The sequence below is a fragment of the Phyllobacterium sp. NPDC097923 genome (genome assembly GCF_044760925.1).
GTDB lineage: Bacteria > Pseudomonadota > Alphaproteobacteria > Rhizobiales > Rhizobiaceae > Phyllobacterium > Phyllobacterium calauticae.
This window is the reverse complement of the sequence record NZ_JBIWBL010000008.1, coordinates 49,359-72,249: the sequence shown is the minus strand read 5'-3', so window position 1 is coordinate 72,249 and position 22,891 is coordinate 49,359. Positions and strand designations below refer to the sequence as shown.

25 protein-coding genes and 2 pseudogenes are annotated in these 22,891 nt (G+C 56.3%); 11 read left to right on the top strand and 16 right to left on the bottom strand.

Features of this window, described 5'->3' with window-relative positions:
* Nucleotides 1–45 precede the first annotated feature (45 nt).
* The 5 genes from ACIQWS_RS24030 to ACIQWS_RS24010 all read left to right on the top strand — a co-directional run bounded on the left by ACIQWS_RS24030 (nucleotide 46) and on the right by ACIQWS_RS24010 (nucleotide 4,043).
* Nucleotides 46–303 carry a hypothetical protein gene (locus tag ACIQWS_RS24030; protein WP_223615619.1) on the top strand — a complete coding sequence of 86 codons (258 nt, stop codon included), beginning with the start codon at nucleotides 46–48 and terminating at the stop codon, nucleotides 301–303.
* A gap of 158 nt (nucleotides 304–461) precedes the next feature.
* Complete coding sequence (locus ACIQWS_RS24025) at nucleotides 462–2,201, top strand: YadA-like family protein (protein WP_223615620.1); 1,740 nt, start codon at nucleotides 462–464, stop codon at nucleotides 2,199–2,201.
* 20 nt (nucleotides 2,202–2,221) lie between these two features.
* Nucleotides 2,222–3,049 (top strand): invasion associated locus B family protein, encoded by an 828-nt coding sequence (locus ACIQWS_RS24020; protein WP_223615621.1) that lies wholly within the window; start codon nucleotides 2,222–2,224, stop codon nucleotides 3,047–3,049.
* 141 nt (nucleotides 3,050–3,190) lie between these two features.
* Nucleotides 3,191–3,664 carry a DUF4189 domain-containing protein gene (locus tag ACIQWS_RS24015; RefSeq protein ID WP_223615622.1) on the top strand — a complete coding sequence of 158 codons (474 nt, stop codon included), beginning with the start codon at nucleotides 3,191–3,193 and terminating at the stop codon, nucleotides 3,662–3,664.
* Nucleotides 3,665–3,752: 88 nt separating this feature from the next.
* Nucleotides 3,753–4,043, top strand: coding sequence for a helix-turn-helix transcriptional regulator (locus ACIQWS_RS24010; protein ID WP_223615623.1), 291 nt, complete (start codon nucleotides 3,753–3,755; stop codon nucleotides 4,041–4,043).
* Nucleotides 4,044–4,148: 105 nt separating this feature from the next.
* On the opposite strand, the gene ACIQWS_RS24005 is transcribed toward ACIQWS_RS24010, so the two are convergent.
* Nucleotides 4,149–7,649, bottom strand: a complete 3,501-nt coding sequence (locus ACIQWS_RS24005; RefSeq protein WP_223615624.1) for an LPD7 domain-containing protein — start codon at nucleotides 7,647–7,649, stop codon at nucleotides 4,149–4,151.
* Nucleotides 7,642–8,031: a plasmid mobilization relaxosome protein MobC gene (mobC, locus tag ACIQWS_RS24000; RefSeq protein ID WP_223615625.1), complete on the bottom strand. Its 390-nt coding sequence runs from the start codon at nucleotides 8,029–8,031 to the stop codon at nucleotides 7,642–7,644. The genes ACIQWS_RS24005 and mobC overlap by 8 nt, the downstream gene beginning before the upstream one ends.
* A gap of 481 nt (nucleotides 8,032–8,512) precedes the next feature.
* Here mobC and ACIQWS_RS23995 point away from each other — a divergent pair, with 481 nt between their 5' ends.
* The 5 genes from ACIQWS_RS23995 to ACIQWS_RS23975 all read left to right on the top strand — a co-directional run bounded on the left by ACIQWS_RS23995 (nucleotide 8,513) and on the right by ACIQWS_RS23975 (nucleotide 10,473).
* On the top strand, nucleotides 8,513–9,199 hold the full coding sequence (locus ACIQWS_RS23995) for a ParA family protein (RefSeq protein WP_223615626.1): 687 nt from the start codon (nucleotides 8,513–8,515) through the stop codon (nucleotides 9,197–9,199).
* 4 nt (nucleotides 9,200–9,203) lie between these two features.
* Entirely contained in the window at nucleotides 9,204–9,566 is a 363-nt protein-coding gene (locus tag ACIQWS_RS23990) for a hypothetical protein (RefSeq protein WP_223615627.1), read from the top strand.
* A 70-nt stretch (nucleotides 9,567–9,636) separates the two neighbouring features.
* Nucleotides 9,637–9,861: a GapR family DNA-binding domain-containing protein gene (locus ACIQWS_RS23985; RefSeq protein WP_223615628.1), complete on the top strand. Its 225-nt coding sequence runs from the start codon at nucleotides 9,637–9,639 to the stop codon at nucleotides 9,859–9,861.
* Complete coding sequence (locus ACIQWS_RS23980) at nucleotides 9,861–10,073, top strand: hypothetical protein (RefSeq protein WP_223615629.1); 213 nt, start codon at nucleotides 9,861–9,863, stop codon at nucleotides 10,071–10,073. Before ACIQWS_RS23985 ends, ACIQWS_RS23980 begins: the two co-directional genes overlap by 1 nt.
* Nucleotides 10,074–10,083: 10 nt before the next feature.
* Nucleotides 10,084–10,473: a hypothetical protein gene (locus ACIQWS_RS23975; protein ID WP_223615630.1), complete on the top strand. Its 390-nt coding sequence runs from the start codon at nucleotides 10,084–10,086 to the stop codon at nucleotides 10,471–10,473.
* A gap of 274 nt (nucleotides 10,474–10,747) precedes the next feature.
* On the opposite strand, the gene ACIQWS_RS23970 is transcribed toward ACIQWS_RS23975, so the two are convergent.
* The 13 genes from ACIQWS_RS23970 to ACIQWS_RS23910 all read right to left on the bottom strand — a co-directional run bounded on the left by ACIQWS_RS23970 (nucleotide 10,748) and on the right by ACIQWS_RS23910 (nucleotide 21,254).
* Nucleotides 10,748–11,176, bottom strand: a complete 429-nt coding sequence (locus tag ACIQWS_RS23970) for a hypothetical protein (RefSeq protein ID WP_223615631.1) — start codon at nucleotides 11,174–11,176, stop codon at nucleotides 10,748–10,750.
* Complete coding sequence (locus tag ACIQWS_RS23965) at nucleotides 11,169–11,432, bottom strand: type II toxin-antitoxin system prevent-host-death family antitoxin (protein ID WP_223615632.1); 264 nt, start codon at nucleotides 11,430–11,432, stop codon at nucleotides 11,169–11,171. Before ACIQWS_RS23965 ends, ACIQWS_RS23970 begins: the two co-directional genes overlap by 8 nt.
* A gap of 99 nt (nucleotides 11,433–11,531) precedes the next feature.
* A complete protein-coding gene (locus tag ACIQWS_RS23960; protein ID WP_403184923.1) occupies nucleotides 11,532–13,502 on the bottom strand; it encodes a ParB/RepB/Spo0J family partition protein in 1,971 nt (656 codons plus the stop codon).
* A gap of 650 nt (nucleotides 13,503–14,152) precedes the next feature.
* Nucleotides 14,153–14,332: a hypothetical protein gene (locus tag ACIQWS_RS23955; protein ID WP_223615634.1), complete on the bottom strand. Its 180-nt coding sequence runs from the start codon at nucleotides 14,330–14,332 to the stop codon at nucleotides 14,153–14,155.
* A gap of 76 nt (nucleotides 14,333–14,408) precedes the next feature.
* Nucleotides 14,409–14,735, bottom strand: a complete 327-nt coding sequence (locus ACIQWS_RS23950) for a DUF736 family protein (protein ID WP_403184921.1) — start codon at nucleotides 14,733–14,735, stop codon at nucleotides 14,409–14,411.
* A gap of 1,198 nt (nucleotides 14,736–15,933) precedes the next feature.
* On the bottom strand, nucleotides 15,934–16,455 hold the full coding sequence (locus ACIQWS_RS23945) for a hypothetical protein (RefSeq protein ID WP_403184919.1): 522 nt from the start codon (nucleotides 16,453–16,455) through the stop codon (nucleotides 15,934–15,936).
* A 53-nt stretch (nucleotides 16,456–16,508) separates the two neighbouring features.
* On the bottom strand, nucleotides 16,509–18,050 hold the full coding sequence (locus ACIQWS_RS23940; protein WP_403184917.1) for a DUF4942 domain-containing protein: 1,542 nt from the start codon (nucleotides 18,048–18,050) through the stop codon (nucleotides 16,509–16,511).
* Complete coding sequence (locus ACIQWS_RS23935) at nucleotides 18,047–18,337, bottom strand: hypothetical protein (RefSeq protein WP_403184915.1); 291 nt, start codon at nucleotides 18,335–18,337, stop codon at nucleotides 18,047–18,049. Before ACIQWS_RS23935 ends, ACIQWS_RS23940 begins: the two co-directional genes overlap by 4 nt.
* 89 nt (nucleotides 18,338–18,426) lie before the next feature.
* Nucleotides 18,427–18,699 carry a hypothetical protein gene (locus ACIQWS_RS23930; RefSeq protein WP_403184913.1) on the bottom strand — a complete coding sequence of 91 codons (273 nt, stop codon included), beginning with the start codon at nucleotides 18,697–18,699 and terminating at the stop codon, nucleotides 18,427–18,429.
* Nucleotides 18,693–19,163, bottom strand: coding sequence for a hypothetical protein (locus ACIQWS_RS23925; RefSeq protein WP_403184911.1), 471 nt, complete (start codon nucleotides 19,161–19,163; stop codon nucleotides 18,693–18,695). The genes ACIQWS_RS23930 and ACIQWS_RS23925 overlap by 7 nt, the downstream gene beginning before the upstream one ends.
* Before the next feature lie 105 nt (nucleotides 19,164–19,268).
* Nucleotides 19,269–20,138, bottom strand: coding sequence for a DUF932 domain-containing protein (locus ACIQWS_RS23920; RefSeq protein WP_223615641.1), 870 nt, complete (start codon nucleotides 20,136–20,138; stop codon nucleotides 19,269–19,271).
* Nucleotides 20,139–20,293: 155 nt separating this feature from the next.
* Nucleotides 20,294–20,557 (bottom strand): hypothetical protein, encoded by a 264-nt coding sequence (locus tag ACIQWS_RS23915; RefSeq protein WP_223615642.1) that lies wholly within the window; start codon nucleotides 20,555–20,557, stop codon nucleotides 20,294–20,296.
* 508 nt (nucleotides 20,558–21,065) lie between these two features.
* Entirely contained in the window at nucleotides 21,066–21,254 is a 189-nt protein-coding gene (locus tag ACIQWS_RS23910; protein ID WP_403184909.1) for a hypothetical protein, read from the bottom strand.
* A gap of 35 nt (nucleotides 21,255–21,289) precedes the next feature.
* Between ACIQWS_RS23910 and ACIQWS_RS23905 the strand changes: the two are divergent.
* Nucleotides 21,290–21,972: pseudogene (locus ACIQWS_RS23905) on the top strand (Ku protein); the annotation flags it as partial.
* On the opposite strand, the pseudogene ACIQWS_RS23900 reads toward ACIQWS_RS23905, so the two are convergent.
* Nucleotides 21,944–22,702 (bottom strand): annotated as a pseudogene (locus ACIQWS_RS23900) (ATP-dependent DNA ligase); the annotation flags it as partial. The pseudogenes ACIQWS_RS23905 and ACIQWS_RS23900 sit on opposite strands and share 29 nt — an antisense overlap.
* Nucleotides 22,703–22,891 lie beyond the last annotated feature (189 nt).

The window sequence follows — 22,891 nt, the reverse complement described above, 5'->3', positions numbered from 1 at the left end:
CACCAAAGTCTGTCCATCGGGACATAAATCCAAAAGGAAATCGAAATGAAATCACTGAACCTTCTCTTTGCCGCCGCTGTCATTTCTGCGGGCTCATTCGCCCTGCCGCTGAACGCTTTTGCTGATGCGAACGACAATGGGAATGGGGGACCCGGAAGCCGTGGCGACTATCGTCTTGAGGTAAGGCCCTTGGACAAGAGCCTTGCGCCGATCGGCAACGCTCCTTTGACGACTGCGGAACTGGAAAACTATCAGCGTGGAGCAGATGCTTCAAAAGCCTCTGTCAAATCTGTCAGCAAATAGTCAGCCCTGACATATGGGTCGGACCGGAAAACTTGCAGGTTTCCCGGTCCCGGCTCCAGCGCTGAGAAATACGATCGAAGAACCAACAACGATCAGAACTGGACAGGATCGCCTGTCCTAACAACCCGGGAACCGCGAGGCATTTTAATATGCGAGTTATGAAAATTCTACTGTCCGCCACTGTGTTGAGTGCCGGAAGCTTTTCGATAGCACCACGTGCTGCCGAGGCAGCACCTGCGGTAACCGGCACAAGCGGCTGCGTGCTCAAGCCAGGAAGACAGCCTTATCAGCCCGCGGGAAGTGATGGTGGATCGGGTGGCGGTGGCGGAAATCCCGGAACGCCAGCGATTGTACCCAATTGCGGGGGAGGCAATTCCGGGGGCTACGAGAACCCATACCAGAGCGGAGACTTTGCTGACACAGGCTCGGTCAACAACGCCATTTCAAACCTTCAAAACCAGATCAATACACTGTCGGGAGCGCCTAAGTCAGTGTCGAGTGATGGCGCCACTATCGTCGGTGACGGAACCGCAGGCAATCCCATACGATTGTCAGATCCCATCAAGAACACCATCAATGATCATACAAACCAGATCAACAACATCAATGCCGTCAACAACCGGCAGGATGCAACGCTGACTGACCACGAAAACCGCATCACCGCGAATACCAACAAGAATGCGGAGCAGGACGGCCGGCTGAACAATATCGATGCCAAGAATGCACAGCAGGATGCGAGACTGGACAATCACGAAAACCGGATAACGAAAAACGAGAACGACATCACTGATATCAAGGCAGTCAATGACCGGCAGGACAAAACACTCGCGGATCACGAGAACCGGATCACCAAGAGCGAAAGTGACATTGCCAACATCAAGACTGACGTCACCGATATCAAGGCGGTGAATGCGCGCCAGGATCAAACTTTGGCCAACCACGAGAATAGGATCACCAAAACCGAAGGCGATGTTGCAAGCATTCAAGATGGTGCCGTGTTTTACAACCGTGATGCTTCCGGCAAAAAGACTGGCGGTGTCACGCTCAATGATGGAACCGGCAATACCGTCAAGCTCGGAAATGTTGCTGCAGGCAAAGATGCAAATGATGCTGTGAATTTGGGTCAGCTGACCTCCGCTCTCGATGGTCTCGGTGGCGGCGTAAAGGTCAATGCGGACGGAAGCATTATCGGTCCAAAGTACAAGATCGGCGGAGTTACGTACGGTAATGTTGGAGATGCGTTGAAGGCCACCAATGATCTGTCGGTACAATATGTCCCAGACGCCAACGGGAAACCCACCAATAACATCATTTTGGCAGGAGATGGCACAGGCCAGGCGGTTAAGATCAGCAATGTAGCCGCAGGGACCGCCGATACCGACGCGGCGAATGTCGGCCAGATCAAAAATAATCTTGCCTACGACACGAATAAGGATGGGACGCGCAGCAACAGTGTCACGCTCCATGGCGGATCTAGTGGTCCAGTGCTTATGCGAAACGTAGCCGATGGTCTTGTCGCCAGCGATGCTGCGACATTGGGTCAACTGACAAGGGCCAAGACCGAATCCTTCCGCTACACCGATTCCAAATTCAACGAACTGAAGGATTATACCGACAATCGCCTTGGGAATTTGTCGGGCGAGATTCGGAATGTTCAAGCTGAGGCGCGCGCCGGTATCGCATCTGCGATGGCTACTGCAGCGCTTCGCTATGATGATCGTCCGGGCAAAGGCAGTATTGCCGGTGCAATGGGCGGTTTCAAAAGCTCAACAAGTATGGCCGTAGGTGTTGGATATACCTCGGAGGATGGAACTGTCCGCTTGAATGCGGCTGTGGCGCATTCATTCGAAACATCTGACACCTCCTGGAACGCCGGCGCAAGCTGGACATTCAATTAGTGGCTTTGGAGGATACGCCTTTGCGCAAAATCAGTGCAGTTTTGATCAGCCTCTTATTCTCGGGCACAGTTCAAGCCCAAGAACCGCAGACAGTCAAAGTAGACGATTCGACTCAGACCAGATCAGTCACCCTGCGCTTGGCCTCATTGGTTGAACCGGGCGAGACACTGGACTGGGGAGACTTTATTCGTGTTGAACGGCCATTTGGCGCGTGGACGCTGCTGTGTGATTGGCGGCCATCCCGAAATAAACGCATTTGTTCAACCGAACAGACGGTCAATGCAGGCAATAGCGGATTGATTTGGCGTATTGCGATCGATAGCGAACACAAGCCCATTGTCCTATTCGTACTACCTGCCGACTTAGATCGGCAGGTGGGCTTACGGCTGAGTTTTTCTGGTTTGGAAAAGTCGATCACTGGCAGTGAATGGACTTGCAATGGTCAGAGTTGCATGTCGGCATTTCCGTTTTCCGACTTTGTCCAGGCGGCCATTTTGAACTCCAAGGAAATGCAGTTCAGTTTTCGTCTTCTTGCGAAAGATGCCGCACCCACTGAGGTTAGGGCTCTGGCATCCATGGAAGGCTTCACCACTGCCCTGGAGGCCGCGGCCAAGGATCCATTTGGAAAGTACGTACCGCTGAAGAAGCAGGAAAAAGCCGCCGATTTGACTTCGGCAGCTGGCAGGAATGCGGCTCCTGTCGTTCTGAACACACCGCAAAGCACGACCGACGTACCAGCAAAGCAATCGGACAAGGTTGAGCAAAAATCACCCCCTCAATCAGCTGTGCCCGCAAAAGTTACCCGCAAGCAGTCTCGAAACATCGTACCTCGTGACGGATTATATTGAGGCCGGCCGTGTCGAAAATTGCAAAAGAATTTCAAACCTTTGTTGAACGCCGGGTGCGTTCGATTCCCTCGGCGTAGCAATAGCGTGCGGCGGATGTTGCTTCCTCACTTCATTCCTCACTATAAAATACGGAGTGGTCACATGACCAATCGGATCGGACCTTTACTACTTGTCGCGAGCATTTTGTGTTCATGGCCTGCCATAGCGGCCGACATTATGCAAAAGGACGGGCCACCCGAACCTGCGGCGATTGATCTTGCCGGAAAAGGGATTTGGGGCGCCATCGCCTTCTCGGATGTCAATGGAAAACGTGGCATCTTTTGGGGAGCTGCGACCCGCTCTGAAGCGGATCTAACAGCGCTGAATTACTGCCAGAGCGCCGGCGGCATAGCCTGCTCTGTTGTGATAACATTCAGGAACCACCAATATCGCAACGACCGAGACGATAGCGGATTTCCTTATGAGCATTGCGCTGCATTGGCAACGTTGAAGGAATACGCCAAGCAATCGAAATGGGGAGCGGTTAGCGGCGCGACCAAGATGATAGCCCAAACAGGTGCGCTTCAAAAATGCGGCGATGCCCGCTGTACAATAGCGGAATGGGTTTGTACCTGATTGGAAGCGCCCCTTGCTCATTCTGAACACTGTCAACGATTACTCGGACGACTGGCCGCACCATTGATTTCTTCACGAGGAGAGACGCATGTCACCAAACCCCAAGGCCACGAAGCAGGAACTTATGGTTCTTCGTCGGATACCGTCGAGAAATGAAAGCGAAGGCATTGAGATTGCAGAACTGGCGGAGGCACTGCGGGCTTCGCTTGGCGCGACGTACCATGTCCTTGCACAGCTTTACTCAAAGGATTTGATCCGTACTGACACCGAAGAATTGAGCGAACGGTCGCGCAGATGCTTTCGAACGGATACGGGTGATCATGTGCTTATGCGCCAGTCGGCCAAAGGCATGCGCGAAGTCCACGATATAGCGGCGTAGCCTGGTGCGGTGCGGGGACCTTCGGTCATTTCGCGGCTGCCGGCACAATTCGAAAGCAGAAGACCGGCCACAGGGGCCGGTCTTTTTCGCTCAATGCATACGCTTCTACTGTTTTTGACGGTGGACACTTTTTTGGGTCTGCCCCTTTTCAATCTCTTGTCGCTGCTTCAGCAGCTCGGCCTGATCCTGCGCCATGCGCTCTACCTGCGACGAACGATTTACATCCGTAGGCATTTCGCGCTTCGGATCTGCTTGGGCCGCATGTTCCGCTCGTCGTGCAGCTCCGGCCTCGGCCTGGGTGCGATAGGCATGATCCTCTCCGCCGCCCTCGAACGGCTTTTCATTCGTCGCCGAAGATGTGTTGGCCTGCCGAGTTTCAAGCGAAGCCTCATTTTCAAGACGTGTACGCACTGTCTCCAGCGCGATGCTGATTTCGCCTTCGGTGCGCCTAGGTTTGTCCTGCAGCGCCTTTGCTCTTTCTTGCGCCGCCTGGCTTTCTTGCTTCTCGATCGCTTCCTTCAGAACTTTTTCCTGTCCGGCTTTTTCTACCAGGTAGGCGTTTCCGGAGCGGGCAAGCTGTGCGGCCTGATTGAGCGCTGCGCCATAGACTTGCTCCGCGGCCTGCCACTGTGCCGGTGTTGTGCTGATGGCTTCAATCTGGGCGGCAGAGGCTTTCATAACCTTGTCCCACGCTTCCATGCCTTCTTTGCGTGCAATTCCAGCGTCAACGAAACCGGGGGCCTTGGCGGCCTCACGTGCAATGCGGGCTGTGTCCTTCTCGCGCTCTCGCTCAAAACGTGCGGTTTCCTTGGCAAGCTTTTCCTGAAGTTCGGGATTGGCGAGCTTATAGCCGTGTTCGGCCGCGACGCTGACCGCTTGCTCCTTGTCACGCGCCGTACCGGTGACGGTGATTTCACCCCATTTTTTCGTCGCTTCCTCCATGGCAGCGCGAACAGCTTCACGATCGTTCCTGTCATTGATCTTGACCAGGGTACCGGTATCCGTGAAAGCTGACGATTGCGGCTGGGGCAGCTCTGCACGGTCCGGAGTCTGCGTCTGCGGAATAACCGGCAAAACTGGAACAGTCGGGGCAGTTATCGTTTGGGTCGGTGTTTCCAGTTTTTCCGCATTGCCTGCGACAAAACCGGGGCGCTCTGCCTTAAGTCTGTCAAGACGCGCCGTTTCACGTTTGAGTTGATCCTGCAATTCTGGATTTGCGATCTGGAAGCCATGTTCGGCTGCCAGCTCGACCACGAGCGTCTTGTAGCTAGAGGTGCCCGTGACAGTAAGGTTGCCCCACTTGTCAGATGAAACCTGCATGGCGGCAAGAACTGCCTCGCGGTTCCTCCAGTCATGAATTTCGACCTTACTGCCGCTGTCGACAAAAGCGACTTTGCCGATCTCGCCATCATCCTTGAGATGCGAATAACGGATGGTTTCGCCGCGTTTCTCCGAAATGAAATTGCCGATATCCTGTGGCACCGGTTCGACATAACGGCCACCTTCCACCGCGCCGCGCTTACGTTCGATATTCTGCTGAGCATTCAGCATATTGCGCTGCGTTTCATTCAGTCTCTTTCGAGCGGTTTCCACCTGCGGCAGAAGCTCGACGGGCAAGGTGTCTTCGACGACTTTCATCTGATTGTTGATGTCGTCAAAAGCCGATTGCATTGTTTCCAGGTTGGGCATGGTTTCAGTTGCTCCTGTCATTTCGGTTGGACGGAATGTCTCGCGTTGTGCCGCTGCCGTAACGGCCTGTTCGGCGCGGTTTTTGAATGCGAGTATGGTTGCGGTTGTCGGCCGGTCGAGCGGCTTGCGGTTTGCTGCAAGTTCGGGTGTCACGACAAACTGATTGAGTACATCGGTACGTGACGGCTTGAGCGCGGCGAGTTCGGCCGGCGACACATCGATATAGGACAGGCTTCCGCCTGTTCGTTCCGCCATGCGCGTTGCCGCTTGGCGATCGCGGGTAAAGAGCGGCTGACTGGTGAGGGATGCGCCCGGCCGGTCGGCGCGATAAAGCCGTGTTGCCCCATCTGCCAGGACAGGTTCTAAGGTCCGGCTCGCGGCGATAGCTTCGACGGCGCGCCAGCCCTGCAGGGCTTCATTCGCTCGCTTACGGCCTTCCTCCCGGATCGGAATATGTGGCTTGCCCAAGCGAACGGCATCGACGCGGCGCCGGACGTTTTCAGAGGCAACACCGCGCTCGACGCGCCGGATATCCTTCAGCTTGTAGCCGGGCGGATTGGAACGTTCGAACCGGCTGACGGCTTCCATTGGAATGTGACGTTCGCGTGCTTCATGGGCAAGGGTTTCCCGGTAGCGCTGCAGATCCTGTATTTTCGGATCAAGCCGCTCGCCGGTTTCGGACCGCATCTTGACCACCGCATGTACGTGGATATGTTGGCGGTCCTCGTGCAGGGCAAAGGCGTATTTGTGTCCGGCAAACTCTGCTGCCAGCATGGCGCGGGCAGCATCGACAAAGGCATCTTTGTCCGTGCCGGGTTTGGCACTGAGGATGATATGGGCAACGTCACGCTGCTCACGCGAACGTAGATCCCGTTTCCAGTCGCGAGCTTCCTTGAGATTGGCACTGTGACCGATCAGGGTCGTGGCATCGGTGAAATCGCCGTCTTTCGAAAGCCTGACGGACTGAACGGCGCGACTACCACCGCGGGTCAACTGAGTCAGATACCGCACCGTACCCTCAACGCCATGTGCAAAGCCGCGCATGTCCATGTCGGTTTCCATACCGAACGCACGGTCAAACCGGTCCTCAAGCTGTGCCAGGGATTTGCGGTTATCAAAGATGCGGTTAGCCTTCAGCTCTTCGCCATGCCGGCGGGCAGCTGCACTTGAGATGATCTCAACGCGGATCGTGCCATCGGGTCTTTCTTCCGAGGCCCAGGCAAAGCGATGACCGGGGAGGGCGCTCTGCAAGGCACTCTGGATCTGTTTCTGTCCGCCACGGCCGGAGAACTGTTCTCCCTCGATATCGAGTGTGAGGCGAAGCACATCCTTGCTTGGCTCACGCTCCGGCTCTTCCTCGGTCCATGCGCGGGCGAGGGCGGCCAGATCTCCTGTTCCTTCAATCTTGCTACCGTCTTCTCGTTCCAGCGCAAGGTCGCCGTTACGGCCCTGATATTGGACGAGGGCATTCACACGGCTTGCACCCGCCGCATAACTTGCGATCTTGACCACGGCCGCCTGTGATCCCGCTGCCACTTTGAGTCGAACAGCGGTGATTTCGGCTGGTGATTTTGCAGGAGCGGGTGAGGGAGCTGCAGTTGCCTTTGCCGCACCAAGATTCTTCTTGGGAGCGGCCGCAGCACCGCCGCCACCGCCTGCCTGTGCGCTCTTACGCTTCTTCCACTCATCCTCAAGCGACGTGTCGATCGGGCGCGCGCCGGTTTTGACCGCGACACCAGATTTCGGCTTTCCGCTTGATAAACCCGGTTTGGCCGGACGCTTTGGTTTTGATTTCGCCAGAGCATCGAAGACGCCCTGCTGGATCAGACCTGCGTCGATGACCGCCTGTCGCAATGACCGGCGCCGGAATGTCAGACCTTCGAGGCCGGAAAACAGATCGTCCATCGGATCAATCATGATCGACCCCGATTTGTCGTTGAGCGCGCTTTCGTGCGTTGGCGCACAGAGACTTATAGTCTTCCGCCTGCTCAACCAGCTCCTTTGTCAGGCGGCCGATACCCGCCTGCAAAGTGGGGTAATCAGGTGTTCGGCCGGAGTTCAGAATACGGGCGATCTGGTTGATGTTCACCCCAATCACTTTGAGTTGGCGCGCATATTCGCGAATGGCATCGCGCACCTCTCCGTCATAAGTTGGTCCAGAGCTACTTACAGCTCTCGCAAAACGACGCAGCGCCTCGCTTTGCGTAAGGCCAAGTTGCTCAATCGCCACCTTGAAGCCGACGTATTCCGCATAGCTGAGCCGAAAATGCAGCATCTTGCTCTTCATTTTCTTGGTCAATCTTATTCCGCCTTCTCTGTATTCGGCTTCCGGGACTGCGTGAGCAGGACTGCCGGAAGTCGTTAAGCCCGTCCGGCGAGGGCACATGGCAAAATATGTATCTCATTTTTGCCTATCCTGCCATCTATATATATGTTTTTATAATCTTGCAAATGGCCTTGATGATAGATTCTTTTCATAGGCCCTGCGGACTGCCCAGGCCATGCAGCCCCTACGGCCCATTGTGCACCGACGGCCTGCAGGGGCTGTACGGACATCAATGGCCGTGCAGGACCTAGTGCCCCTACTGCCCTTACTGCCCCTAGTGTAACGACGGCCTTCAGGGGCTGTAAGTGCATCAGTGGCCATGCAGGACCTAGTGGCCCGACAGGCCATAGGGCCTTGAGAGGACCGACTGCCCCTCCATTTACTTTTGAAATTATATATGGTTGTGTCATCCTAGCTTAGAAGGCGCACTCACACCGAGAAGGGTTTCACCACCATGACAATAATCGCATTCGCCAACTCGAAAGGCGGGGTGGGGAAATCCACACTCTGCACGTTGATTGGATCCGAATTGGCGGCCCATGGCAGCAGGGTGCTGATCCTGGACGCAGACGCGCAGCAGTCCTGCTTGCAGTGGGCAGATCGATGCAGACTTGCAGGCACTCTGCCTGCAGGGCTTGTCATAGAACCAATTGGAAAGGTGCAGGAACTGACGCGGCGGCTGAACAACAGTGACGATGCCGATGTCATCCTGATCGACGTTCAGGGATCAATGAATGATTTGTTGACGACAGCAATCGTTGCCAGCGACCTCACGCTCGTTCCGACCAAGGCCACGGTGATGGAAGTGGTCGAGACCGTGAAACTCTTCGAGTGGGCGGCCAATCTCAAACGCGCACCGCTGCGTTTGGTCCTCAACCGTGTCGAAGGCATCGATCGAAACACGGTTGCGTTTACCGATGCAATCGCGCTGATCAGGCAACATCGCCTACAGGGACTATCGACGCTGGTTCTGTCGAGAAAGGTCTACGAGCAGTTCTCCAAGGATGCTGGAACGCTCTCGCAAATTGCCAAAGACCCGGCAAAGGCAGATCAGGTGGGCAAAGCGCGTAAAAACATCGCCGACCTGATTGGCGACATCCTTCAGGCCATCAACGATCTTAACGCAGTTGCCGCGCAGTAAGTTGATGACAGCTGATACTCCCCCCAAGTTCGCGCTGCCAAAAACCAGACGGAACCTATCAAATCTGGATGATCTTCTGATCGGTGTCATAGCGTCGCCGCAGCAGACAGAAGCTGGGCCTGAAATGGCAAGCGACATGCCGGACGTATCGACTAACCCTCTGCCGGTTCACGCCGAGATTTCCCCTGAACGTCGCGACAAGCCTGTTCGCCAGGCAAGCAAGTCTGCTCCGGCTGTCTCCCGCTCGCCGCTCAAGCTTATGATTGATGACAGTTTGATCGTGGCCACCAAGGTCAGGGCGGCCGAGAGCAAGACAACGGCGGCTTCAATCGTCGAAGAGGCTCTTCGTTCTTACCTGAAACTGTAGTCCCTCGCGTGCGCGTGCGTGCACGCGCGAGGGACTGGCCGAAAACAACCCATTTTAGAAAGACAATCCTATGTCCAGCAACAGCATATTGAAGCAGATCGTGAACGACATTGAGAGCGTTGAGGAAACGATTAAGGACCTAAATGACGAAAAGTCTGGGAAGTACAAGGAAGCAAAGTCCAAGGGCTACGACGTCAAAGCCTTGCGGCGCGTGATCGCCATCCGGCGCAAGGGCATCGAAAAGCACGAAGAGGAAGAAAACACGGTCGGCCTGTATCTGGCGGAGTTGGGCTGATGGACGAAGAACCGGCACCCAGCACCCGCCAGCTCTATCTGGATGGCCTGCAGGCCCGGGCGAAGCAGCACGGCAACGAATATGCTCTTCAGGCTGCGGCTACCACCATGGCGAACCTGTTGGCGATGACCAGCAAGGCAATGTATCGCCTGTCGAACCCGCCGCTGTTTTTGCCACCGGAAACACCACCGACGAAACGGAAGAAGCCCTGAGATGGCTGTGATGACGAAGATCGTCATCTATGGCGGCACCGGCAGCGGCAAGTACGTGCTTGCGCTTCAAATGAAGCAGGACAATCCGATGCTTGGTGAGCCTGTATTGATCCGGTCGCCATCGGATCTGCGACCGTTTTTAAGTTCGCCAGATGCCGGGATCGGCATCGTGCACGCATTGAGCGTACAGCACATAATCTCGAAAAGCCGAACGATGGATCTCGGGCCCGTACTGTTCGTTGCCGCGCCCGCAGAGGCTGAGGCATGGGGCGAGGATCTGTCGAGCGATGCGGCGGCATGGGACTGGCTGACAGGGGTCAATCTATCAGCAGTCACTGACAGCGCCGACTTCCTGGATGCGAACAGCGGCATTGAGGCGTGCACCCAACCGCTTGACTGAGGTCAAGTGACAATAGATTGAATAATCACTGATTGAAGGCAGCCACTTAATATTATTGTTTAATATCAATCGGTTAATTCCATAACAAAGGTTATGTGATTTTTGGCAGACCGGGAGTGAGTCAATAGCAAAGGCCCCGGCTGCATTGGCTGCCGGGGCCTGTTGACCGAAACCGCGGGAGAGACGCGAGCTTCGGTGAAAACGGGCAGGAGCGGGTTCGATACCCGCGATCTGCACGAGGGCGGGCGCCGTTGCCAGGAGGCATCGCCTCTGCTTAACTGGTTCTGTCGATCCTGCCTTTCGCCGATTGCAACAGTGGCCGCAAGGCGCGCTGTATTTCGAGCAGGAACTTATCGCTGAAGCGACCTTGCGGCTCTTGGCCGGGATCAAAATGATAGGATCGCTCGGCCACGTCGTAATTGTATTCACTGATGGTCAGCCACGCCCGTTTATGCTCCCGCAGCCCTGCCCGTCTTATCTCAAGCGCAGGAATTTCTATGGCGGCTTGTTCGTCCTGTGGCGATGTCCCGGAGATTGCCAAGATAACCAGATGGGTCAGATTCTGGCGAGGATCACGGAACGCCATGGCGAGACAAACGGGTCGGTTTTTTTCACCGTGCTCACGGCCTTTCTCTGATTGCCAGCGCCACAGATATGGATAGCGGACGATTGATCCGCTGCTGTAGCGGGATTGGTCACTCATCGGTCTTGGCCTCTAGATCGGCGATTTGGCTGTTCAGGCCGTTCAGCAGCACTTCTGCCAAGTCAGCAGGCGTCTCTCCCAAGGCGAAAACGCGGCGCGGATCAGCACTGTCCATCATGCGTTCAAATGCCTCCTTGGAGAGAACAACGACAGTGTCCCGGCCATGTTTCGTGAGCACGATAGGTTCCTTTTGGGCCTGATCATGAAACCGGCCAAAATGGCGGATAAATTCAGCAGTCGATACTTTCATGGCCATGTCGTCCTCCTATTCTGTATTTTCTGTATAATACAGAATATCGCAATTCGTTCAACAATAATCGGCAACGAATGGGCGGCTTGCGCCGCCCCTCGCCGGTTATTCCGCTGCCTGTTCGAAATCGTCCACGTCGAAGCTATCTGTCTCAGACGGATCGATTTCCCCATCGTCTTCGATGTCGTCCGTGCTTTCCAGATCGGCAACATTGTTGGCGTTTGGCTGCTCGATGCGCACATATTTTGGCAACCAGTTGGTATCCTTGACCAGTCGTTCGGCAATGACAACAGCTTCGGCCTTCTTCTTGGCGCTGGCAACGGCGCTTGCCGCCTGTTGTCCAGCCGCTTCCGTAACCGCCACTTGAATGCTGTTGCGGTTAAGATGTTTGAAGCAGCTTTCTGCTGTCGGTTCGTACCAATCTGCCACATCGATCTTGAGAGCGTCCGCCAGCCGGTGGCCATGAGCCACTGCATTGCTGTTGGATGCGTGCTTGAGCACAACCACATTGACCGCCTGTGCGGCGGCAAAGGCCAGAAGATCGAGCAGCTGCTCAGTGGATTGTTCAAGGCACCATGTCCAAAGCGCGTCCGGGCTGCCCGGAATGGTTTCACCAATCTGGCTGGCCCGATTGTTGACGGCATCGAGGGCAATACTGCCGCCAGTCATTTCGACACGCTTGTCAATGGCCTCGAAGTCCAAGGAGAGTTTGAGGCACGTTTGCGCGTCATAACGAGTGGTGCCATCAAGTTTCATCATCAGGGCATGCACAGTCGCCGCAAGCGCCACATGGGCGTTGTTCATGAGTTCGGCGCGCAGGATCGCAGTTTTCTGCGCCGACAGGCTTTCGATCAGCGTGGCCGGATAGACGATTTCGGACTTGGCGACAGCCTTGTCGTCATCATGCGATGTTACATTGTCGTTATCGCTGCCGCCTTTGCTGGCCTGATCGTCGCGGGGTATGAAACCGCGCTCGATGCGTGGCTTTCCCTGATAGTCCAGTGAAATGAACACCGTGCCTGTCGCAATAAAATCCGGCGCATAGACTGAGGTTCTATCATTTAGGGCATCAATCAGTGCCACCAGTTCATCGGCTCTGGATTCCGCGTTATCATCCGCCTCGCCATTTTCAATCAATTCCTCGAGTGCGTCATATTCTGCCTGCAACTGGTCGCGGGTGGCCAGTTCTTCCACTGTGAGGGGCACGCGTTGCGGAAAGTAGCGCTGCATATGCGAGGTATAAGCGTGATCATATTCCGGAATGATGTCCACATTGGCCCAGCCTTCTGCTTTTACCTCTTCCACGATGGACTGCAGCTTGTCGGCAACCATGTTTTCCAGCTTAACAGCATCGAGAACAAAACCGCTGTTGGGCTTGTCAAAGAGATCACGGCGAACCGGCCCACCTGCTGCTTCATAGGTGCTGAGGCCACCGACGAAGAGGACGCGCTTGTCCGTCGCGGAAATCGCTGCATTGGATAGCATGCGGCGGATGGAATAGCTTTCCTTGCTCCAGCTTGGCAGTTCCTTCCATACCCGCTCCTGTTCGGCATGGTCATCGCTGACGGTGAAGGCTTTCAGCTGGTCGAAGGTAATTTCCTCGTCGCGGTACAGCTGCAAGATTGCGGGCGAGACGCGCGCCAGTGCGAGCCGCTGCTTGACGTGATGTTCGGTCTTGCCGAAACGGGCGGCAATATCGGCAATCGTTTTGCCCTCATCCGCCAATCTGGAATAGGCATCAAAGGCATCGACGGGATGCATGTCGGTGCGGACGATGTTTTCCGCCAGACTGATTTCCGTGGCTTCCTCGGCGGTGCGCACGATGCAGCGAATGCCGTGGTTCTTCTTGATGTCGCCTTTGGCGGCCAGCAGCTTGTATGCTGCCCATCGTGTGCCACCGGCTGTTACAAGATAGTGGCCCTTCTTCTCGCCCTCCCTGACAACAAGGTTCTGAATGAGGCCCGTGACTTTCAGGCTCGCCGCCATTTCTTCAATGGATTCATTTGTGCGCGTCTTGCGGGCATTGTTCGGGTCAAGGTCCAGCTTGTCGAGCGCGATGATGATGGTATCGTTCATTTGGAAATCTCTCCTTTTCCGGTTGTCCGCCAAATGGTCGGCGGGCAGAGGCCCTCGCCTCTGTCCCTGCCGCGTCGCAAGCAAGACACGGGGGTAAGGGGGGCAAGCGGAAAACCGGGAGGGGTCTCCCCCTCCGATCGCAGAGAGGACAAGGCCGGAACGGCCGCAGGTCTGCACAAACGAAGCGTGAGCGCAGTGCGGAAGATGGGGGATACCCGGTTTTGCGCTTGCAGGGGGTAGGGGCCGGTCGGCCCCTCTGCCCCTCTCCTCTTCGTCAAAAATAAAGTGCGGCCGGCGTTCCGGCTGCTCATCCTTGGTCAGGCACGAGGCGAAGCCGCGTTGATCGTCGGACGCTGTAGGTAAGCCGAGGGCCTGTTCTGTACGACTGATGGCTTGCGGTGTAGTTGCCCCGCTGCTGCCAAGGGTGCAGCGCCCGCGAAAGCGATCGTGACCGGTATCGGACGAGACAACATTGTTGGCTCGGTGCCGTAGGCATAGAGCGCGGCCGCAGAGCGGTTCGCCATATCGCCTCAAGGATCTTACCAAGGCAGAATTTTCATGATGGAGAAAAGCACTCGCCTACCCTACGTCGCCATTGAAAGCGCGGGCCGGCTCGTGCAGCAGCTACGCTGCAGGGCATCTCTGGATGATCAGAGTGAGCAGGATCCGGCGCGGCAATACATGCGCTTCATGGCTGCGTCTGCCTCGGCCTGGCTCAATCGCTTCTGAGCTTCCTCGATCGTCGGGCAATCACCGCCGTAGCCTTCTCGAGTACGAGGATCTATCACGCGCCATCCGCCGGACTTGGAAGGTTCAATGGTGTAGGTCATGGCTCTCATCCTTTCGGGTTTCGTTGGCACTTTCAATGGAAAAAGGCCCCTTGCGGGGCCTTCGTCGCGTCAGCTCTCAATCCCAGGAGATGACGGCCATGAGGGTGGTGTCGTCCTGGCCCGGGTAGCGCCCGAGATTGGCATTGAGCTTGTCGTAGCCGGTGTTGACGGACAGGGTGTAGTAGGTTGTGCCCTTCGTGACACTTGTCTTTTCCCAGATGCCGCCAATTTCGATCTTGCGGCCGCGGGGAGTCTTGGCGAAGAGCTTGAAGACAGGAGCCTTCGGGTTGTCGCTGTTCAGCTTCTCGCCGGTGATGTCGATGTCGAAGGCTACGGTGGCAATGTTTCCAGCCAGGGTATTGTCTTCGTTGATCTGGATGAAGTTTACGAGGTTGTCGGTCATCGCGTTTGCTCCTTTGTTCGCGTTGTCGATGGATACGTTTAAGAACCGGCAACAGGCCGGGATGCATCGGAACGACCGAAACGCGAGTGGAGGACGGCGGGGACGAAGCGAGGCCGCGGGCTGAGCGGATGATTTTGGAGGCGAAGCCGGCCGCGAGGAATGTCCGGAAGGACAGGGGAAAATCATTCGGTCCCGCCGTTGCTTGCCGGACAGCCGGTTCTAGTCATCCAATACAAGACAACGCGCCGAACAAGGGCAGTTTGGCGTGATTTCGGCTCACCTCATTTCATCCAGATCAACGACGGCAACAAAGCTGCAGCGGTATGACCATGGCACTCGGCCGGTCAACATCACCTTTCACGCAAAGAAACCAGAAGAGGCAAACCCGAATGACGGGCTCGTTACCAGCTCGTGCCAGGATATCGCGAGACCTGCAATCGGGTCTACGGCGCCAGCGGAATACCCGACGACAAGTCGACGGTGCGGCGGCTATCACCCTCTCCGTCAAACTCAGCTAATGCAAGATATCCATCGTAATCTCCCGCTGCTCGCGAAGGCGGGATGATACATTCCAAATGGCAATGATCCGTTTGACGAAATGCTTGGCATGAAAATCCTGCAGGGGACTTTCCAGGATCGCATCAACCGAAAATGAAAGGATGCAGCCGCGCGGCCTAGGGCAGTCCCGGACCAACATGACGGTGAATTGTGCGAGATGCTGCAGGCGATGTCGGAATTCGCTTTGGCGTGTGAGAAAAGCGATCCAAGCGACGTAGGCCGCTTTCAATTTAACGGCAAGCGCAGGGAAAGGGGTCGCGAGGGGAAAAGGAACGGTTCCCCTCGCCCGGTTCTCAGCCAGGTCGTAGCATGCGCTTGGAATTTCACTGGAAAGTGTATATATTGGCCTTGGAGCAGGAGGCAGACCGAAGTCCGCCTCCCTTTTCCTAGCCCAGTGAAATGGAGAACCGGACCACGAGCGACCAACTCGTCCGGTTCTTTTTCACTTCTAGGGTGACGCTAAGCGGTAGAAACCACATAGTGCACCTCCAAGTTCGAACGGCAGGGCCTCTGCCACAGTCGGGAGCCCCATGGCCCCGATGCACCGGTTGGCTCGGTGCGGCTGCTTCGCCATTCAAAACTCAAATCAGTCTTTCATCTTATCAGATCGAGTCGCTTACCAAAACGCTAACATCTGCTGTCATCGCGATTGTTCGGCGCCACTTTGCGGCCGGATCGCCTCCATCATTTCATCATCGGTGAGACCGTTGAGTATGGTCAGTCCAGGATTGCGCTTGATGAACAGTTGCCGCGCGGTCTGGCCGTCGGAATAAGGCGTATCGAGCTTGTCCGGGTCGAATTTGAACGTGTACTGATCGGTGCCGATAATGCCGACAACCTTTTTGCGACAGGCGGCTTTGATGGTTTTGAGAAGCACGAAGCGTTCAACTTGTTCATTTGACCAGCTTTCGAGATCGGGCTGAGTCATGAACGGCTCTCCCTTGAGTTGATAGCCTGTGTCGTGTTTTGGCAGGGTAGCAAAGTATGCCTCAATGGCCTGCCGGGCGCTATGGTCGCGCCAATATTGTTCATCCCAGCCACCATGCCCGCGATTGGCTACATCGGCAACATGCTTGCCGTCTGCATAAAGCTTCGCACTGTAGGCGTAGGTTTCCTCGCTGAGAGCGGCGTTGTACTGAATGCTCTGCAATTCTAGTTTCATGACGTTCTGCCTTTTTCCGTTGGAGGGGACGACCGGAGAGACACGCAGCCGACCTAACGGCCGTACCGGGTGCCGTTCTTCCAGACTTTGACGAAAAGCGTGTTGACGTTCGTTCCGGACGCGGAGAACGAACCTGCGGGAAGATCTTCCCATTGCGCGCTCATCTTCTGCATGAGCGCTCGGAAGGCCGCTGACTTCTTCGTCTCGCGGAACTCAGTTCCAGCAGACATGATGGCCACAAGCCAGCCGTCGTCCTTCAGGAACTTCAGTGCATGGAAGACATGATCGATGTCGCGCTCGCGGTCGAATGGCGGGTTCATGATGACAATGTCATAGAGCCCGGTTACATCGGGTGTCAGCTGCAGGAAGTCTTTCGCGTAGACACGGTTATAGATGCCTTCAGCCTGCAAGTTTTCTGCAAGTGCGGGCTGGATCTCGACGCAATCGACGAGATTGTCGAAGCGGTATTTTTCCAGATAGTGCGATCTGCCGCCGGACCAATTGTCCAGTTCTTCGATGGAATGGACACAGCGGCGGGCAAGATTGCCGGTGCCCGCCGAAGGCTCAAGAATGCGAAGCTGCGGTGCGTCCGCGCGCTGCAGCGTTGAAATGTTCCGGAATACCCGGTCGCAAGCGCCGTCGGGCGTCGGATAGAAGCCGAACCGCTTGGCGGGCAGGTTCTTGATGTTGGCAAAAGGGTCCTCTTCCGCTTGGCTCCCGTCGCCGATGACTTCGCCATAATACTCGGCCAAGAGCTTGTTGACCTTCGCAACCAGGTCGGCGCGCTGAAACCACAAATGCGCATTGCCGTTCATGAAACTGCGTATTTTGAAATACTCGGTTTCAACCTCGCTCTGCTTCTTGGCCCATGTGTTACGCCGGTCCTTTTCGAGTGCATAAAGGGCTGATGTGAATGACTTTTCCGAATGTCCATCGAGCACGGCAAAGACGCGCTCGATATCAATAAGCGTATCGCGAATGCTCGAATAGCTGAGGCCTCCCCATTCATTGAACACCCGTGTCAGGATCAAGCGCGAACCGATCTTGAAACCGTCATGCGAACGGAAGCGGCGATCCAGTTTCGAAAATGCATTGGCAATGCCGCGCCGGAAAATCGTATCGGCATCAAGCGCAAACTGTTCCAGCGTTGCCATGATGTTGTCGACGGTAAGCGGCGGCATGCCTTTGGCAATCTCTTCCTCATTGATCAGCTGGCCGTCGCGGTCCACGCGATCAGGGATGTAGCGCATCTGACTGCTGAGCTGCTCCTTCGCCTGTGTATCCATCAGGCGTTGCAGGTCGGTGCGCTCGACAATCCAGCTCCATGCGTCCAGATCGGTGAGACGGCGCGCGGTGCGCAGATATTGCGCCCGCTCCGGCAGGCAAACTGCGTTCCGGAAGGCTTCGATTTCTCGGACTTCGGAATAGTTGTAGCTATTGGTTCCAGGATGACAGTTGCGCGCCATTGCATGTGCAGCCTTGATGGCTTCGGCCGCATCGGAAATCTTGGCGTAGGCTGCTTCATAGAGTGCCATTGCCTGATCGCGATAACGCACGATGTCCTCAATGGTGGCACGGGGCATAATCGCATTCATGACGGGTTTGCTTTCTCTACTGGAGTTGGTGTGTCTTTTCCCGCGAAATAGTCCGGACGCCGTGCCAGTTCCTGCTCTGCGAACATGCTGGCAAAAAGGGGCAGTTTCTTTTCAAGGCGTCGTTTCAGGTTCAGTTCACGCACTCGGCCTTTGGCCTCGATGCTCCAGCGCCGGGGTGGTGCAGGGTTCAATAATTGCCATGTCACTGCGTATCCGCCTCCGGGGACCCAGAGTGCCAAAACCTCGGGCGGACATTTGGCCCCACGTTCGACGTCGACAGAAATCAACACGGGCTCGCCGGGGCAAGTAACGTGCGGCAGTCGCCAGATGAGTGAATAGCGGGCCATTTCGGCGGGTTTGGCGGGCTTTGGCCTTTTCACGAGACTTGGCCTTCGCCTGCATGCTCCAGTCTGTACCAACTGGAGTAGAGCCGTTCTTCCTGGGCGCCAAGATCGCTCGTCGTCCATTCCTTGGGTCCAATGCCAAGATTGGTGCGCTCGACCCTGCTGCCGGCGAGGATGACGAGATAACAATCCTGCGTATAGACAAAACCCGGTGTTGGTGCGCTGCCGTCAGGATCGACACCAAAGTAAGGCGCAAGGTCCTTAACTCTGGTGCGCGTTGCGCGAAACTCTTCCAGCGTCAGCATGTCCCTGCCCCTTCAAGAACACCAAGATGATGTAAAACTGAGGGAGCGGCCGAGAAGTCCGGAAGGTAAAACCCCGAGGCAACGACACTCTTGTCGAAGAGGCTCCGGACGGCACCGAGCGGATCGGGCTCGTCGAGGGCAGCATGCAAGGCGGAAGATTCAACTACATCGCCATATCCGGACGCCTGAATTGCAAAGACGCGCCCCAGTTCGCGTGTCCATGACCATCGTGTTGCCGGATAGTCGTCTCCCCCGCCATGTTCGACGCGATAGGGCAACGAAATGCTTTGCAGAACATCTTCAATGGGTGCCACATCATCGGCAAAACATTCCTCGAATGAAAATACCGGATTGCTGGCGTTCCTTAAGGCAGCGGCAAACTCTTGGCAGTGGTCACCGTCGACTGTTTCATTGCGCATACCGTGCGTTCGCAGGGAAAGCACAATCAGTTCGAGCGCGGCCACGGTTTCGATGCGCCCGTGGAGTGTCAGTGTCAGATAGCAACGGTCACCCATTGTTTTATTCCGTTCAAGAGTGGACGAGTGGGCGGCTCTCGCCGCCCGTTAAAATCAGGCAGCGGCTTTGACGCCTTTGAGGTTGGCCATTGTCTGGCTGAGCAGCCAGAGCGCTTTGTTGAGCTTGATATCCTGATCGATACCGTTGACGGCGCGGGTTCGCACCCGGCGAATTCGATTGCCCTCGGCATCGCGGAACGGTCCGCGCAGACCGCCCCGAATGGCGTTTTCCTGAACCACATTGAAGACGGTCCAAAGATCGTTTGCCTTGTCGTCATAGCGGCGCGGGTTCAGAAGTTGTTTCGGCTGGATCGGCGTTGCGGCCTCGCCATCCTCGGCAATGCCGAAACGGATGATGTGCGCACTTTCCGCGAATGCCATCTGTTCGGCGGGTGCAAGCTTGACCGTGCTCCAGTCCTGCGGCGCTGCGAGCGTCGCTTCTGCTTCCTGCAATACCCGGTAAGTCCCTTCGATGACTTTGGCGCCAACATCGCCGCTATGGCGGACCTTCACGCTGTCGATGGTGCCGGTCTGCGCCACGAGTGAATTCTCGCAGCGGATACGAAACAAACCGGCCATCAGGTCATAGGCGCTTGTGCCATCATTGGCGTTTTTGAGAAGGATTTCGCAGACCGTATCACCGACACGATAGACCTTGCCGTCATCGATGCGGCGCAGGCGGATCAGGTGCTTGGTGAAGGGTGCCTTGCCCGGATCGCGGGTGCCAGACTGGCGCGCGCCAACCGGCATGAAACCTTCTGCTTGCAATGCGCGCAGAATATCGATGGTCGGAATCGGCTGAAAGCGGTCTGACCGGCTTTCATGGGCAGCGGTTGCAAAGATCGACGGTGCTGCCTTGCGCAATTCATCGTCGGTCATGGCGCGGGCGGCATCAAATCGGGCAGTATGTGCATATACGGTCATTTCCATCTCCATGATTTCCGAAAACGGAATGTTTCGGTGCGCAGGCAAGAGCCCTGCCCGGCTGAGGATTGTTGCTGGTTTTGTGAATGGGATAAGTGGGCGATGCCCGGACCGGAGCGCGCACGCTCCAGTCCGGTCTTGCTGTCAATCGCGGTCTACTTTGCGACCGATTTCACGGATGCAACCGAGGCGGCGGCCCCGGCGCGCCAATTCTCGAGCTGCTCAGCCGTCAGGGGCGCATTGGCAAATGGTCCCTTGCTCTCGTCAACCGGGAATGTTTCCGCGCGCCATTCGCCGCGTGTTCCGGCACCGCCGTCGCCATCATTGTTTGCTTCGGCGTGAGCGGTCATCGGAAGGGCAAGTGCGCCTGCAGAAATGACGGCGGCAGCGAAAAGAAGGTTCAAGGATTTCATGTTCATTTGTCTTTCCTGTCTTGGTTGCCGGTCGGCCTGTTGCCGTTCCGGCGGGGTTGGGTTTCTTTGTCAGGCTGAAGGGAAGGCCCTCGCCTGCCCTTCTGGCGTCGCCGAGACCGGAGATACGGGGTGGCAAGCTGAAAACCGGCAAGGGGTATCCCCATCCGAGCGCTGGCGAGGACAAGGCCGGAACGGCCGCAGGTCTGCACGAGCGGAGCAAAGCGCAGAGAGGAAGATTGGGGAATGCCGGTTTTCTGCTTGTGAGGGGAAAGAGGCCGAGCCTCTTTTGTCCCCTTCTCCTTCGCAAATACAATCATGGCGGCAGCCATCACCCTATCGGCCGCTTGGATAGCGGACCGAGCTGGTCGGTTTCTTCAGGCCAATCTCAGCAGGTGTTTGTGCGTCGGGGCCTGTACTGCACAGGATCTGGAAGGTACTGGGACAGGACAAGGTCTCGCCTGGCGCTATGAAGGAAAGTCATGCTGCAGCGTTTATGCCGGCAGCGAGAAGATCGTCACCCGAATGGGACAAGCCTGCGCTTTGGCAGGCTTGGTGCGCGCAGCGCATAGAGCTGTCCGCGCAGCGGCTCGCCCATGGTCTTTTGCTGCTTTGACATATCGGAAATCATCAGAAACCGGGCGATTTCTGGCGACGAAATGCCAACCCGCTTGAACACCCGGCACTGTTCAAGCATCCAAAACATCAGCAAACGCTGACTGTCATGATTGAAATTGGGACAACCGCGTCGTCAGTCACTACGTCGACGCCATCACCGGCAAGGAAGTCAAGGAAGACGACGAGGTGAAAGGCTATCAGCGGGGCGAGAACGACTACGTGATCCTTGAAGACGAGGAACTGGAAAACGTGGCGCTCGACAGTCCCAAGACCATCGATATCGACATCTTCTCCCCCGCGCGATTCCATCGAAGGGATATGGCTCGACACGCCCTGTTTTCTGTCGCCGGACGATCCGGTCGGCCAGGAGGCGTTCTCGGCAATCCGTGATGCAATGGCCGAGGAAGACATGGTGGGAATTTCGCGCCTGGTGATCTCGCGGCGCGAACGCGCGGTGATGCTCGAAACGCGCGGCAAGGGCATCGTGCTATGGACCCTGCGCTACGGCGACGAGGTTCGCGACGAGAATGCCTATTTTGGCGATCGACGATAAACCCTCCGATTCGGAAGTCATGCCGCTCATCCGGCAGCTGATCAATAAACAAACCAGTCATTGGGACAGCAAGCTGGTTTCCGATCCGGTGCAGGATAAGCTGTTCGAAATCATCGAGGCCAAGCGGAAGAAGTCGAAGCGTCCGGCGAGGGGGAAATCGTCTGAACCGAAAGCCACGCCGAATAGTGTCATCAATATCATGGATGCTCTGCGAAAGTCCGTCGAAAGTGAAAACCGTCGGGGCAAGCGCTAGGAACTGATACCAGGCGATCCGGGAAACCGGCAGTTTCACCGCTGGCGACATCAGAGCCAGCGCTTCCGTCCCGTCCGCTGCGCGAACGCGATTCAAGGGAACCCGACCTGTCGCTCGATCCGATGCCTTCCAGCGACAAGCGGCAAGCCGAACGCAGAACCGCCTCGCCGCCGGTCTCGAAATGCTCGACGAAGCGTAAACGGGTGTCATCGCCAGCATCTGCCAAGAGTTGCTGCAATCGCTCCTTGCGCTTGGTTAGCGGTAGAGGCCGCAAATCTTCGTCATCCTCGACCAGAAGGTCGAAGGCGAAATAGACGAGCGCATCAGTCTTGCCTTCCGAAAGCGCTTCCTGGAGCGCGGCGAAGTCCGGCGCGCCGCTTTCGTCGAGTGCGCAGATCTCGCCGTCGATGATGGCATCGGGCAGCCTGGTGCCAGTGCGCGCGATCGCCGAATATTTGGCCGTCCAGTCGAGACGGTTGCGGGTCTTCAATGTGACGTCGCCACCCAGCACGCGCATCTGAATGCGATAGCCATCGAATTTAATCTCGTGGATCCATCCCTTCGCCGACGGTGGGCGTTCCAGGGACACGCAAAGCTGCCGGGCGATGAAAACCGGAAGCTCGACGACAGAAGCCGCCGTCTTCGAACGTCTCGCTCCGCGAGTGCCCGCTTGGCGCTCCTCGGCGCAAAAGCCGTCCTTTAGCAGCCAACACAGATCTCCTGTACGATCGGTGGTGTTAATATCATCATTCATTGAGCTTCAGGGACGATCTCAATTCCACAGCTCAATCCACAACCATTGCTCCAGCGGTGGAAATGAGCTCACTGATCCGCAAGGCAAACTTTTTCTTGACGATCATAAAAATGGTAGCATTGTATTTTTCTGTTTCTGTTCCGTGCGGCTTTATTGGGAGTCAAG